General features: G+C 62.9%; 12 protein-coding genes. 3 read left to right on the top strand and 9 right to left on the bottom strand.

From position 1 onward, the window contains the following. Window positions 1-99 precede the first annotated feature (99 nt). The 4 genes from rplA to secE form a co-directional block, all read right to left on the bottom strand. Window positions 100-798, bottom strand: coding sequence for a 50S ribosomal protein L1 (gene rplA / locus FHS81_RS07935; protein WP_183751690.1), 699 nt, complete (start codon window positions 796-798; stop codon window positions 100-102). A gap of 10 nt (window positions 799-808) precedes the next feature. Next, entirely contained in the window at window positions 809-1,240 is a 432-nt protein-coding gene (gene rplK, locus FHS81_RS07930) for a 50S ribosomal protein L11 (protein ID WP_183751688.1), read from the bottom strand. Window positions 1,241-1,474: 234 nt separating this feature from the next. Continuing rightward, window positions 1,475-2,008, bottom strand: coding sequence for a transcription termination/antitermination protein NusG (gene nusG, locus FHS81_RS07925; RefSeq protein WP_183751686.1), 534 nt, complete (start codon window positions 2,006-2,008; stop codon window positions 1,475-1,477). 103 nt (window positions 2,009-2,111) lie between these two features. Continuing rightward, window positions 2,112-2,306: a preprotein translocase subunit SecE gene (secE, locus tag FHS81_RS07920; protein WP_183751684.1), complete on the bottom strand. Its 195-nt coding sequence runs from the start codon at window positions 2,304-2,306 to the stop codon at window positions 2,112-2,114. A gap of 446 nt (window positions 2,307-2,752) precedes the next feature. On the opposite strand from secE, the gene FHS81_RS07915 reads away from it, so the two are divergent. After that, entirely contained in the window at window positions 2,753-4,606 is a 1,854-nt protein-coding gene (locus FHS81_RS07915) for an AsmA family protein (protein WP_183751682.1), read from the top strand. Between the two features lie 212 nt (window positions 4,607-4,818). Here FHS81_RS07915 and FHS81_RS07910 read toward each other — a convergent pair whose 3' ends face one another. After that, complete coding sequence (locus FHS81_RS07910; RefSeq protein ID WP_183751680.1) at window positions 4,819-5,574, bottom strand: invasion associated locus B family protein; 756 nt, start codon at window positions 5,572-5,574, stop codon at window positions 4,819-4,821. Window positions 5,575-5,883: 309 nt separating this feature from the next. Between FHS81_RS07910 and FHS81_RS07905 the strand changes: the two genes are divergently transcribed. Further along, window positions 5,884-7,806, top strand: coding sequence for an extracellular solute-binding protein (locus tag FHS81_RS07905; RefSeq protein WP_183751678.1), 1,923 nt, complete (start codon window positions 5,884-5,886; stop codon window positions 7,804-7,806). Between the two features lie 99 nt (window positions 7,807-7,905). Next, window positions 7,906-9,066: a hypothetical protein gene (locus tag FHS81_RS07900; protein WP_246374909.1), complete on the top strand. Its 1,161-nt coding sequence runs from the start codon at window positions 7,906-7,908 to the stop codon at window positions 9,064-9,066. Here FHS81_RS07900 and tgt read toward each other — a convergent pair. From tgt to FHS81_RS07880, 4 genes are all read right to left on the bottom strand, one after another. After that, window positions 9,026-10,159, bottom strand: coding sequence for a tRNA guanosine(34) transglycosylase Tgt (tgt, locus tag FHS81_RS07895; protein ID WP_183751676.1), 1,134 nt, complete (start codon window positions 10,157-10,159; stop codon window positions 9,026-9,028). The genes FHS81_RS07900 and tgt overlap by 41 nt on opposite strands. Further along, entirely contained in the window at window positions 10,156-11,244 is a 1,089-nt protein-coding gene (gene queA / locus FHS81_RS07890; RefSeq protein ID WP_183751674.1) for a tRNA preQ1(34) S-adenosylmethionine ribosyltransferase-isomerase QueA, read from the bottom strand. Before queA ends, tgt begins: the two co-directional genes overlap by 4 nt. A 26-nt stretch (window positions 11,245-11,270) precedes the next feature. Then, complete coding sequence (locus FHS81_RS07885; RefSeq protein ID WP_183751672.1) at window positions 11,271-11,762, bottom strand: peptidylprolyl isomerase; 492 nt, start codon at window positions 11,760-11,762, stop codon at window positions 11,271-11,273. A gap of 159 nt (window positions 11,763-11,921) precedes the next feature. Next, window positions 11,922-12,533 (bottom strand): peptidylprolyl isomerase, encoded by a 612-nt coding sequence (locus tag FHS81_RS07880; RefSeq protein WP_183751670.1) that lies wholly within the window; start codon window positions 12,531-12,533, stop codon window positions 11,922-11,924. Window positions 12,534-12,655 lie beyond the last annotated feature (122 nt).

Genomic DNA, 12,655 nt, shown 5'->3' with positions numbered 1-12,655 from the left:
AAACGCAAGGACACACACGGGGATTATACGAAAAATTTAGCTTTTGTCCGGGCAACCGTCAAAAAACAGCCATATCGCCCGGACAGGAGCTTATCCGTCTTATGCCGACAGAACGGAGGACGGATCGACCTTGACGCCCGGACCCATCGTCGACGAGACCGCCACGCGCTGGACGTAGGTGCCCTTTGCGCCCGAGGGCTTCGCCTTGACGACCGCATCCGTGAACGCACGAATGTTCTCGATCAGCTTGTCTTCGTCGAACGACACCTTACCGATGCCAGCGTGCACGATGCCCGCCTTTTCGACGCGGAACTCGACAGCGCCACCCTTGGCAGCGCCGACAGCGCCGGCGACATCCATCGTGACCGTCCCAACCTTCGGGTTCGGCATCAGGCCGCGCGGGCCGAGGATCTTACCGAGACGGCCAACGAGCGGCATCAGATCCGGCGTTGCGATGCAACGGTCGAAGTTGATGTTGCCGGCCTGGATCTGCTCAAGCAGGTCCTCGGCGCCGACAACTTCCGCGCCGGCATTGCGAGCTTCGTCAGCCTTAGGGCCGCGAGCGAAGACCGCAACGCGCACCGAACGGCCCGAGCCGTTGGGAAGCTGGCAGACGCCACGGACCATCTGGTCCGCATGACGCGGATCGACGCCCAGATTCAGCGCAATCTCGACGGTTTCGTCGAACTTGGCGGTCGAACGCTCCTTAATAGCCTTCACAGCTTCGATGAGCGGGTAGAGCTTATTGCGGTCGATACCCTCGCGGGAGGCGATGACGCGCTTTCCAACATGTGCCATGCGTGCCTCCTCAGCCCACAACCTCAAGACCCAGCGAGCGGGCAGACCCCTCGATCATCGCGGCGGCAGCCTCGATGTTGTCGGTGTTCAGATCGGCGAGCTTTTCCTTCGCGATCTCCAGCACCTGCGCGCGGGTCACCTTGCCAACGAAACCGCCCTTGCCCGGCGTCTTCGAAGCGCTCTTCAGGCCCGCTGCCTTCTTCAGATAGAAGGAAACCGGCGGCTGACGCGTCTCGAACGTGAAGGAACGATCCTGATACGCGGTGATGACCACCGGAATCGGAGTACCCTTCTCGATCTGCGCGGTCTTGGCGTTGAACGCCTTGCAGAATTCCATGATGTTGAGGCCGCGCTGACCCAGCGCAGGACCGATCGGCGGCGACGGATTGGCCGCGCCCGCCGGAACCTGAAGCTTCACGTAGCCCGTGATCTTCTTTGCCATGATGGCTGCTCCTGATGAAACCGGCAATCGAAGCACGATTGCCGGGGTTGCAGTCCGCGGTGCGACCCGAACTCCCGGATGGCAAACCGGGCGGATCTTCCGCGTTGGTGAACGTCATATGACGGTGAAGGGCGTCCCATACGCCGATTCACCGCCGAATGCAAGCGCAAACCGGCTTTCGGCCAGTCGCGCCTTACAATGAGAATGGCAGCGGGACTTTATGGATCGTCGCGATCAGATCTTCGTCACCTGGCCGAACTCCAGTTCGACCGGGGTAGCGCGACCGAAAATGGATACCGCCACCTTGAGCCGCGAACGCGTGTCGTCGACTTCCTCGACAACGCCATTGAACGAGGCAAACGGCCCATCGGACACACGAACCTGTTCGCCGACCTCGAAGGTGACGGACGGACGAGGGTGATCGACGCCCTCGGCAACCTGCCCCTTGATCCGCTCGGCCTCGTGATCGGGAATCGGCAGCGGGTTGGATTTATCCGCGCCCAGAAAGCCGGTCACCTTGGGCGTGTTCTTGATCAGGTGATAAACTTCGTCGGTGAGATCGCAGCGGACCAGAACGTAGCCGGGGAAAAACTTGCGCTCGGTATCCACCTTGCGGCCACGGCGCACTTCGACGACCTTTTCCGTCGGCACGAGGATTTCGTCGAACTTGTCCTCCAGCCCGCGCTGCTCCGCCTGATCGCGCAGCGACTGGGCCACCTTGTTCTCGAAATTCGAATAGGCGTGGACAATGTACCAACGCTTGGTCATTCAAAGACTCTCCGGCATCAATGGGCCAAGCCCTCGCGTCTCTGACGGCGTGGCGGGCAAGCCCCTAAAATCTCATATGGGCGCGATGAAACCCCGTAAAGGGTCAGCCTATCTGCAGAATCAGGCCGATACCGAACTGAATGATCTGATCGACCGCAAAGAAGAACACGCAGGCCAGAAAGACCATGACGAACACCATCGCCGTTGTAACCATGGTTTCCTTACGCGTCGGCCAGGTTACCTTCCGGGTTTCGGCGCGGACCTGCTGAATGAACTGGATCGGACTTGTCTTCGCCATATCTCTCCACCTGCCCGCTAACGGGTCATTCGTTCTCGGGGCCTGTGCGCCCGCAGCCTTGCCTGATCCGCACGCCCCACCGGACATGCATACCGCTTGCCCTTGCACTGATGCCATGATTCGGCGTCAGGGCAGTCGCTCGCCCAGCAAAAATAATGCCCGTGCCAGCTACGGCGCGAACATGAAGATCACTGATTAATTGTCCACAGCCGGAAATACAAGCCCATTCGGGCGTCACCGCCACGAAAACGGCATGACTCCCCCCTTCAAACTTGCCAGGGCGATACATGATGCGGGCATTATCCCGGCTTCATCCCTATTCACCGGATCAATGACCACCGTATCCCCACTGCGCGATATTCACGTTCACTGCATGATCTTGCCCCGATCGTGCTATATGGTGCATATCGCCTGTCACGACGAGGCGACCGAACCATGCGGTGTCAATGACTTTGCGTCGACGTTATCTCTTCCTGCTGTTTGCCGGCATCGCGGTTGTTGCGGCCGGGTCCATTCCATGGCCGGCAGGCAGCCTTTCCGTGCATGCGGAAATTGAACGGCAGATGAAACAGTTGTTGGGATATGAAGTCTCCGGCGAGGACAGTTTCATCACGTTTCTGCCCGTGCCGCGGATCGATTTCGTCGAGGTCGCTGTCGGGCCGGATGCCGCAATTGGACGGGCCGACGAGGTTTCGGTGATGCTCTCGCCATGGTCGCTGCTGCTCGGCAGGATCAAGGTCGGACAGGTGGTGCTGACGCGCCCGCGCATGACGTGGAACGGCCCTGTTCGGGTTCAGGAGTTGTGGAGCGAGGCCTATCGACGCACCATGGCGCTTGCGACAACCGCTGATGGCTCGGCTCCGCGCCTGCCGGGACGAATGATGATCGTCGACGGCACGATTACAGTGCCCGGAAAATCACGTTCACGGGTGCAGAAGATCGATGCCACCGTCAAATGGCCATCGGCCGGCCGGCAACTGGATATCACGGCCACCGCGCTCTGGCGAGGCGAACTCGTAGACCTGCGCGTCGACAAGCTGCATCCGGCAGCATTGGCCGCCGGGCTGCCTTCGCAGCTGGTTCTGCGTGTTTCGGCTCAGCCGATGTCGTTGTCGTTTGCCGGCCGAATCAATCCGGAGCCTTTGCCGACTTTCGACGGGCTGGTGAATTTCCGCACCGGCTCGTTGTCCCGTGCGGCATCCTGGCTGGATACACCACTCACTTTTGCGCGCAGCGCCGGGCCTGTCAGTATCAAGAGCAGCGCCAGCCTCAAGTCCGGTGCGCTCTCCATGCCGGATGTGCGAATCGAGGCTGCAGGCGGCACGCTGGAGGGGGCGATGGCCGCGCGATACAATGACAGCGGCCGCATCCTGATTTCCGCCACGCTCGACTCGGCCGCGCTGGATCTCAACCGAGTTCTCACGCCGTTGTCGCACAGCATGGAACGCAGCGCGGGTTTCTCCGCCATGCACAGGGAAAAAAGCGGCGAGCCTGCCCCGAACGATGTGGATGTGCGGCTGTCGATTTCCCGCGCGACAGTTGGCCCTCTTGAAATGCAGGACGTAGCAGCGGCAATTCTGGTATCGAGCGATCGTACGGAATTCGCACTCAATCAGGCGCAACTGGGCCGGGGCACCGTTCGGGGACGCCTACAGGTCGCCCCCGGGAACGGTCATACCGAGACCCGCCTCAACGGTGTGTTCGAGGGAATCGACGCCCAGAAAACGGTGCAGCAACTTTTCGGCCTCACGCTGCTGTCCGGCCCCGCCACCGGCAATATCGCACTCACAGCTAACGGCACGACATGGCACCAACTGACTGCGAGTCTGGACGGCAACGTGTCGGCGCGCATCGACAAGGGCAACCTGATCGGCGTCGATCTTGTCGATGTCATCGACCGCGCCGCGCGCAGCCCGCTGGCCACAGCCCTCGACTGGCAGGGAGGACGCACGCCTTTCGACACCGCCCAGGCGTTACTCGTCGTGACCAGAGGCTACGGACAGCTTGAAGGGGCAATGGCCGCGAGTGGAATTGCGGGCAGGATCGGTGGCGGCATCAGCTTCGTGGATCGAACGCTGGATATGCGCGCCTCCATTCGGCGTGTAGCTGCCGATTCGCAGCCCGGCGATGCCAATGCAGCGGCTGATGCCATCGGCTTCCCGATAGAAATTACGGGATCGTGGGATTATCCCATCGTCACGCCGGATATCCGCGCCCTCATCGACAGATCCGATGCGATCGCCCCCCTGCGGCTCGATGAAAACAGGCACCAGACACCGGCTGCAACTTCAAGCCCCTGAGCAGTTTACGTTCAGGTCAATCCATCGTGCTGAACCCAAGTTGCCGTGGAATATAGATTTTTGAGCGTGCGTCTGGCTGAGAAAAATCCCGTTAAAATCAAAATTCTGCACTCGGGATAAGAAAAGCCCCGGCTGCAAAGCCGGGGCCGGAATTATCTGGCTAGTTCGATGGCAAGGCCGGTGAGACTGGCTCACCCGGCCCGTGCCATTGATTACTGTGCGGGTGCGGCGGGCGCTGCCGGAGCGGCCGGTGCTGCGCCACCCTGCTGGCCACGCTGGCGGGCTTCTTCAGCGCGCTTCTGCAGTGCTTCTTCCATGCGCCGAGCCTGCTCAACCTGCTCACGCTGCTGCTGCGCCAACACTTCCGGATCGATCGGCTTGCCGTCGAAGCCCTTCGTGAAGCCGGCGAGCGGGACGGCGAAGGTCACTTCCTGCGCCATCTGGTTCTGGGCGCTGACGTTCAGGACGTTGCCGCGCTTGAGCTGCGTGATGAATGCCTCGGGCACAGGTGCTTCGGCGAAGCAGCCATTGGGGAAGCAGATCGCGTACTGGCCGGCAACGGGATCGTTCTTGTCCGCGCCAAAGCGCAGGCCCGGGCGCAGGAGCATGCCGAGCGGCATCAGGAAGCGAACGATGCGCGTGGCTTCGCCTTCGACGTCATAAACGGCAACGGCCAGCACGGGGTTGCCCTGCTCGGTCACGAAGTCGCGGGTCGTGTAGCAAACTTCCTTGTTGGCGCCTTCGTCCTTGCCGCAAACCTTCACCCAGTCCGGCTGCGACTGGTCGGGCTTCAACTGCACAACGGTAGGGCCGGCAGGTGCCGCGGGGGCCGCAGGCTGCTGCGCGGCGGGCTGCTGTGCCTGCTGGGCATGAGCCGCAATCGGCGACAGGGCGCTCACTGCCGCGACCAGCGCCAGGATTCCTCCGCTGGCGGCCCGCTTCAACGCCGATTGTTTCAAGCTGGTCATCGACCGATCCTCTTTGATTCTGGTTACCACGGCAGCAAGTCCCATCTTCCGTGCCGTCAGTCCCTTCAGTTGGCGGAACGTCGGGCGACGGGACCGCGCTGGAAAAGACATGCGTGTTTAACCCGTCTCATCGCCGCTTTCCAGCACCGTTCACCAATTGGTACGTTTATGTCGCGATAGTGTTTCCACAACACAGTTCGCGACCGCATAAACTTGCACGCGAATCAATGCAACAGGGTCCGCGTTTCCATGAGCATGTTTTCGGTAATTGTCTTTTTTGCGATTGCCCTTCTGATGGCCGCCATTTTCATGAGCGTACTGCACACAGCCGGCGTGCGGCCACGGCACGTGAAACTTTACGGCATGCTGATCCTGTTGCTGCTCGTTGCCGCCAACCATCAGGCCAGTTCCCGCCCGGTCATCCATGACGTGCCAGTGGAGGAGCATCTTCTCGTCGCTGATTCCGAGGCCAGAAGCCCGCGCGCCCTTGCGCCCGAAGAAGCATGGCGCGAGCTGCCGCTCCGCGATGGCCTGGCTATGCATGGCGAGCCCGACATGCCGCAGGACTTTACCGCCCTGCCCTATGTCAACCCGGATGCCCCCAAGGGCGGACGGCTGGTTCAGAGTGTGATCGGCACTTTCGACAACCTCAATCCCTTCGTGCTCAAGGGAATCGCCGCGCAGGGCATCAATACGCTGGCGTTTCAGCCGCTGATGGCGCGCTCCGCCGACGAACCCTTCTCGGTCTATGGTCTCGTCGCTCATTCGGCCCGCATGCCGCCGGATCGCAGCTTCATCGTTTTCCACATTAATCCCCGGGCCCGCTTCTCGGATGGCCATGCCATATCAGCCGAGGATGTGGTCTTCACCTTCAACCTGCTGCGCGAGAAGGGCAGCCCGTTCTTCCGCAGCAACTACCGGCAGGTGACGGGTGTGACCGAGATCAACCCGTTGACGGTGCGTTTCGATCTCGATGGCGACAACCGCGAAACCCCGCTCATTCTGGCACAGATGCCGGTGCTGCCCGCGCATCTGATCGACGCGGAGACTTTCGACCAGACCACGTTCCAGACGCCGGTTGGCTCCGGCCCCTATGAGGTGGCGGCGGTGGACCCGGGACGCAGCATCACGTTCCGCCGCGATCCGGATTTCTGGGCGAAGGATCTGCCGATCACGCAGGGCCTCTACAACTTCGACGAGATCCGGTTCGATTATTACCGTGACGTCAACACCCAGTTCGAGGCTTTCAAGGCGGGGCTTTACGACATCCGGCCCGAGCAAAGCGCGGCGCGCTGGGCCATCGGTTACGATTTCCCGGCGATAGCGGACGGGCGCATCGTGGCCGAAACGCTGCCGGTGGGCACGCCGCGCCCCATGGAAGGTTTTGCGCTCAACGGCCGCCGTGGGCCGCTGGCGGATGTGCGCGTGCGCGAGGCGCTGGGCTACTTTTTCGATGCCCCCTGGGTCAACCGCCAGCTGTTTCATGGCCTCTACAAACGCACGGGGAGCTATTTCAGCGGCTCGGCGCTGTCGGCTGCGGGCGTGCCGGCATCGGAGCGGGAGCGGGAACTGCTCGCCGCATTTCCTGACGCGGTGCGGGAGGATATTCTCGAAGGCGAGTGGTCACCGCCCGAAGCGGATGGTTCGGGACGCGACCGCACACAGGCGCGCAAGGGTCTGGCCCTGCTGAAAAGCGCCGGCTATACCCTGCGCGACGGTGCGCTGCGCGATGCCGAGGGCACGCCGCTGACCTTCGAGATCATGGTGAAATCGCGTGATGAGGAGCGGCTGGCGCTCAACTTCGCCCAGTCGCTGAAGCCGGCAGGCATCACCGCCAATGTCCGCCTCGTCGACGAGGCGCAATACTGGAAGCGGCTGCTGGCCTTCGATTTCGATATCATCCTTTACCGCTGGAACGTCTCCGCCTCCCCCGGCTCGGAACAGATCAACCGCTGGTCGTCCGCCGCCGCCGACCGGCCCGGCTCCCTCAACATCACGGGCGTAAAGTCGCCGGCTGTCGATGCGGCCATCGATGCCCTGCTGGCAGCGGAATCGGAGGAAGCATTCACGGATTCCGTTCGCACGCTCGACAGGGCGCTGCTGTCCGGCTTCCATGTCGTGCCGCTGTTCCATGCCGACGGCCAGTGGATGGCCCGCCGGACCGACATCGGCCGCCCGGAAACCACGCCTTTGTTCGGCCCGGTCATCGACAGTTGGTGGCGAAAGCCTTAATAGACGCGCCATGATCAACATGTCATGGACAAACGTTGCCCGGAAACACGCGTCACGGCCGGGGGGCGTCGGACGGCCGGAAACAACTGACTGGTATCGATGAATTCCACCGACAAGCCTGAGATACCTGCGGGTGGCGACATTCCGCCCGGTCCTGATCCCGCGCCGCGTCTGTGGCGCCGTTTCGTCATCGCGTTCATTGTCGCGCTCGTCGCCTGTGTCGGTTTGCTGGCGGCTTTCACAGCCGTTGTCGACCCCTACGGAATCCGCGTTGGAGCGGGCGGTGCGCCCCGGCCCATCGTCGATATCAACCAACGCTTCATGTATCCACAGCTGGCGCGCTCCGGCCGTTACGACAGCGCCGTGGTGGGCACGTCATCGCTGCGCCTGCTCGACCCGGAGGAACTGAACCGGCTGTTCGGCACGGCGGAAAAGCCGGCGCGATTCGCCAATCTGGCCATGAACGCCGCCACCCCGTGGGAGCAGATGCAACTCGCGCAGCTTTTCCTGCGCACGCAGCCCGCGCCCAAAGTGCTGGTCTTCGGGCTGGATCGCTCATGGTGCGATATGGCGGCGGATGCGCCGGAAAAGCGCCTGACGTTCCGCGCCTTTCCAGAGCGGTTTTACGATGCCAACCGCTGGAACGACTGGCTCGACACGTTCAACCTCAAATCGCTGGAAATCGCCATCCGCCTGGTGTCGTATGAGCTAGGCCTGCGCGAAACATCTATTCGCAGCGATGGCTTCGATGTGTTCGTGCCGCCGGATGAGACCTATGACGCGGCGCGGGCGCACGCCCATATCTGGTTCGAGCACACCTCGAAGGGCCTGCCGGCGGCCGTCGTGCCGCAAGATCCACCGGCGGCCGTATCCGACGCCGAGCGCGCCGCATGGACATTCCCGGCTGGCGGCTGGCTCGACGATCTGCTGCGCACCGTGCCCGCGACCACGCGCACTTATCTGGTGTTTCCACCCGCACACGTCAGCGCCCAGCCACGCCCCGGCGCACTGGAAGCGGCGACGGATCGCGCCTGCAAGGCAGCCCTTGCCGACATCGGCGCACGGCACGATGCGACCGTGCTGGATTTCCGCAAGCCCTCGGAAGTGACACGCAACGACGAGAACTTCTGGGATCCGCTGCACTACCGCCTGCCGTTCGCAAGCCGGATCGCCGAGGCACTGGCCGCTCCGCAACCCGGCAGCGATTTTTACGACATTATCAGTCGCCCCGTGCCCAGCCTTCCTTCGTCTGGGCAATGAAGTCGTCGAGGCGGCTTTCCGCGATGGCCAAACGCAACCCGGCCATCAGCTCCTGATAATAGGCAAGGTTGATGCCGGTCAGCAGCATCATGCCGAGGATTTCGCCGGACTTCACCAGATGGTGCAAGTAGGCGCGCGAATACGTCCGCGTTGGCTCCCAGGCTGATGCTTCGTCGATGGGACGCGGATCGTCGGCATGGCGCGCGTTCTTGAGGTTGAGCTTGCCGAACCGCGAAAACACTTGCCCATGCCGGCCGGCGCGGGTTGGCATGACGCAATCGAACATGTCCACGCCCCGGCGCACAGCCTCCACGATGTCATCCGGCGTGCCGACGCCCATCAGGTAATGCGGCTTGGCGTCCGGCAGGTGCGGCATTACGGTTTCGATCATCTCCAGCATGACGTCCTGCGGCTCGCCGACCGCAAGCCCGCCGATGGAGTAACCCTCGAAATCCATGTCCGACAGTTCGCGCGCGCTTTCCACACGCAATGCCCGATCGGCGGCGCCCTGCACGATGCCGAACAGCGCCCTGCCCCATTCCTCCCGGCCCGGCTGCACGAGAAAGGTCTTGCGGCAACGTTCCGCCCAACGCAGGCTCAGCCGCATGGCGCGGGCTGCCTCAACATCCGGGCACGGCAGCCGGACGCATTCATCGAGCTGCATCTGGATGTCCGAGCCCAGCAGCCCCTGAATCTCGATGGCTCGTTCCGGCGTCAACTCGTAGCGCGCCCCGTCGATGTGAGACTGGAACGTGACGCCCTTCTCGCTGATCTTGCGCAGCTTGGCCAGTGACATAACCTGAAAACCGCCCGAATCGGTGAGGATCGGATGCGGCCAGTGCATCATCTTGTGCAGCCCGCCGAGCCGCGCCACCCGCTCCGCGCCGGGGCGCAACATCAGGTGATAGGTGTTGCCGAGCAGAATATCGGCTCCGAGCGCACGCACCTCATGCGTGTGCATGGCCTTGACGGTTGCCGCCGTGCCCACGGGCATGAAGGCCGGAGTGCGGATCTCACCGCGCGGCAGCACGATGCGTCCGGTGCGGGCCGTGCCGTCACGCGCGGCAATCTCGAAGGTGAAAGGCGCGCTCATGCCGCCGCCCCGTCATTGCGGAACAGCAGACTGGAGTCGCCGTAGGAATAGAAGCGATAGCCGCCGCCGATGGCATGCGCATATGCAGCCTGCATCGTGTCGAGCCCGGCAAACGCGCTCACCAGCATGAACAGGGTGGAGCGAGGCAGGTGGAAGTTGGTCATCAATATATCGACAGCCTTGAAACGGTAACCGGGTGTGATGAAAATTGCGGTATCGCCCTCGAAAGGCGCAATCGTGCCGTCATCACGTGCGGCGCTTTCCAGCAGGCGCAAGGCCGTGGTGCCGGTGGCGATGATGCGTCCGCCGCGCGCCCGCGCCGCATTGAGGGCATCGGCCGTGGCGGCATCGATCACGCCCCATTCCGCGTGCATACGGTGGTCGCGTGTATCGTCCGCCTTGACGGGCAGGAAGGTGCCTGCACCCACATGCAGGGTGACGAAACGGCGCTCGATCCCGGCGGCAGCGAGCTTTTCCACCAGATCGTCCGTGAAATGCAGTCCTGCGGTCGGCGCTGCGACAGCGCCGTCATGGCGGGCGTAGATAGTCTGATAATCGGCGAGGTCGGCAGCGTCTTCCGCCCGCTTCGATGCGATATAAGGCGGCAGCGGCATGTGTCCGAGCCGCGCGATGGCCTCATCCAGCGCCGGGCCGCTCAGCGCGAAGCGCAGCAGCACCTCGCCGCCATCACCTTTTTCGAGGATTTCGGCCTCGAACGCGGCCAGATCGCAAGCAGGACTTGCCTGTTCTCCGCCGAAACGGATGCGCTCCCCCACCCGCAAACGCTTGCCGGGACGCGCGAACGCCCGCCAGGTGTCAGCGGATTCGCGCTTGTGCAGCATGGCTTCCACCCGCGTCACCGCTTCGCCGCGCACGCGGATGCCGTCGAGCCGGGCCGGGATGACACGCGTGTCGTTGTGCACCAGCACGTCGCCGGGCCGCAGCAGCGACGCAAGATCGGTCACGCGCCGGTCAGCCAGACCGTCCGGCGCGACAACCAGCATCCGCGCGCTATCGCGCGGATGCGCCGGGCGCAGGGCAATGGAGGCTTCCGGCAAGTCGAAATCGAACAGGGAAACGTCCATCGCTGCCTGTCTTGGTCCTGTCTGTCTTATTCCGCCGCGTCGGCGGCAACGCGCATCGTGATGATGCTGTCGGGATCGCGCACAGGCTCGCCGCGCTTGATCTTGTCGACGTTCTCCATGCCTTCGATGACCTTGCCCCACGCCGTGTACTGGCGGTCGAGGAAGCGTGCGTCATCAAAGCAGATGAAGAACTGCGAGTTGGCCGAGTTGGGGTTCTGCGCCCGCGCCATGGAGACCGTGCCACGCACATGCGGCTCGGTGTTGAACTCGGCCTTCAGATCCGGCAGGTCGGAACCGCCGGTGCCGGTGCCATGCGGGCAGCCGGTCTGGGCCATGAAGCCTTCGATCACGCGGTGAAAGACGATGCCGTCGTAGAATTTCTTCCGCGCCAGCTCCTTGATCCGCGCAACGTGCAGCGGCGCGAGGTCGGGACGCAGCGCGATAACGACGCGGCCCTTCGTGGTTTCCAGGATAAGCGTGTTTTCGGGATCGTTGGTGGCGACGTTATCAGTGCTCATGATGCATCATCTCCGATTCTTCGGGTCCGGATCATTTCCGCGTTTCGTTAGAAACGCAGAAACGATCCCGTTGTTTGATTTCGAGCGAACTCTTGTCGATCAGATGGCGCCATCCGACCGGAAAACGCTCCAGAGGACGGTTCAGGCGGTCGAATGCCTTTATTTCCCGTCGCTGGCAAGGCGCATGCGGACGATTTTATCGGGATTCGACACCGTGCCGTTGTTGGCCTGCGAGCCGGCCTTGATCTTGTCGACCGCTTCCATGCCCGAGATCACCTCGCCGATGACCGTATATTGACCTTCGAGGAACGGCGCGTCGTCAAAGCAGATGAAGAACTGCGAGTTGGCCGAATTGGGCGAGCCGGCGCGAGCCATGCCCACGGTGCCGCGCTTGAAGGGCGCACTGGAGAACTCTGCCGGCAGGTTCGGCAGATCCGAGCTGCCCGTGCCGGTGCCGGTGGGATCGCCCGTCTGGGCCATGAAGCCGGGAATGACGCGGTGGAAGGGCACGTTATCGTAAAAGCCCCGGCTGGCCAGCGTTCTGATTCGCTCAGCGTGCTTGGGGGCGAGGTCCGGCCGCAGGCCGATGGTGACGCGGCCGTGCGGCGTGTCGAGCAACACAACGTCCTTGGGATCAAGCTGGGCAGCCTGCGCCACGACCAGCGGCTGCTCCACCGCCGGAGCGGAAGACTGCGACCGGGCAGTCGCGGGCAGCGAAAACGCACAGGCGAGTGATGCGGCAATACCAGCCGCAAGGATCAGACGACGCATGTGAAATCTCCCGGTTTCGGCGGCCACACACGGGGATGACATCGTTGTCCAACCCGGCGGCTGCCTGTTCTCCGGCGCAGGGGATAGCATTTCCCCGCCGCAACCTCCACCCCCAACCAGTG

The sequence above is a fragment of the Pseudochelatococcus contaminans genome (genome assembly GCF_014195635.1).
In the GTDB taxonomy this organism is placed as follows: domain Bacteria; phylum Pseudomonadota; class Alphaproteobacteria; order Rhizobiales; family Beijerinckiaceae; genus Pseudochelatococcus; species Pseudochelatococcus contaminans.
The sequence above is the reverse complement of the archived record's forward strand: the minus strand, read 5'-3'. Positions and strand labels throughout refer to the sequence as shown.

What these genes read in the sequence shown, in the direction of transcription:
- FHS81_RS07900 (WP_246374909.1), top strand. Translation starts at nt 7,906, where the DNA reads ATGAATTCCACCGACAAGCCTGAGATACCTGCGGGTGGCGACATTCCG.
- FHS81_RS07910 (WP_183751680.1), bottom strand. Translation starts at nt 5,574, where the DNA reads ATGACCAGCTTGAAACAATCGGCGTTGAAGCGGGCCGCCAGCGGAGGA.
- FHS81_RS07905 (WP_183751678.1), top strand. Translation starts at nt 5,884, where the DNA reads ATGAGCGTACTGCACACAGCCGGCGTGCGGCCACGGCACGTGAAACTT.
- rplA (WP_183751690.1), bottom strand. Translation starts at nt 798, where the DNA reads ATGGCACATGTTGGAAAGCGCGTCATCGCCTCCCGCGAGGGTATCGAC.
- rplK (WP_183751688.1), bottom strand. Translation starts at nt 1,240, where the DNA reads ATGGCAAAGAAGATCACGGGCTACGTGAAGCTTCAGGTTCCGGCGGGC.
- nusG (WP_183751686.1), bottom strand. Translation starts at nt 2,008, where the DNA reads ATGACCAAGCGTTGGTACATTGTCCACGCCTATTCGAATTTCGAGAAC.
- tgt (WP_183751676.1), bottom strand. Translation starts at nt 10,159, where the DNA reads ATGAGCGCGCCTTTCACCTTCGAGATTGCCGCGCGTGACGGCACGGCC.
- FHS81_RS07885 (WP_183751672.1), bottom strand. Translation starts at nt 11,762, where the DNA reads ATGAGCACTGATAACGTCGCCACCAACGATCCCGAAAACACGCTTATC.
- FHS81_RS07915 (WP_183751682.1), top strand. Translation starts at nt 2,753, where the DNA reads ATGACTTTGCGTCGACGTTATCTCTTCCTGCTGTTTGCCGGCATCGCG.
- queA (WP_183751674.1), bottom strand. Translation starts at nt 11,244, where the DNA reads ATGGACGTTTCCCTGTTCGATTTCGACTTGCCGGAAGCCTCCATTGCC.
- FHS81_RS07880 (WP_183751670.1), bottom strand. Translation starts at nt 12,533, where the DNA reads ATGCGTCGTCTGATCCTTGCGGCTGGTATTGCCGCATCACTCGCCTGT.
- secE (WP_183751684.1), bottom strand. Translation starts at nt 2,306, where the DNA reads ATGGCGAAGACAAGTCCGATCCAGTTCATTCAGCAGGTCCGCGCCGAA.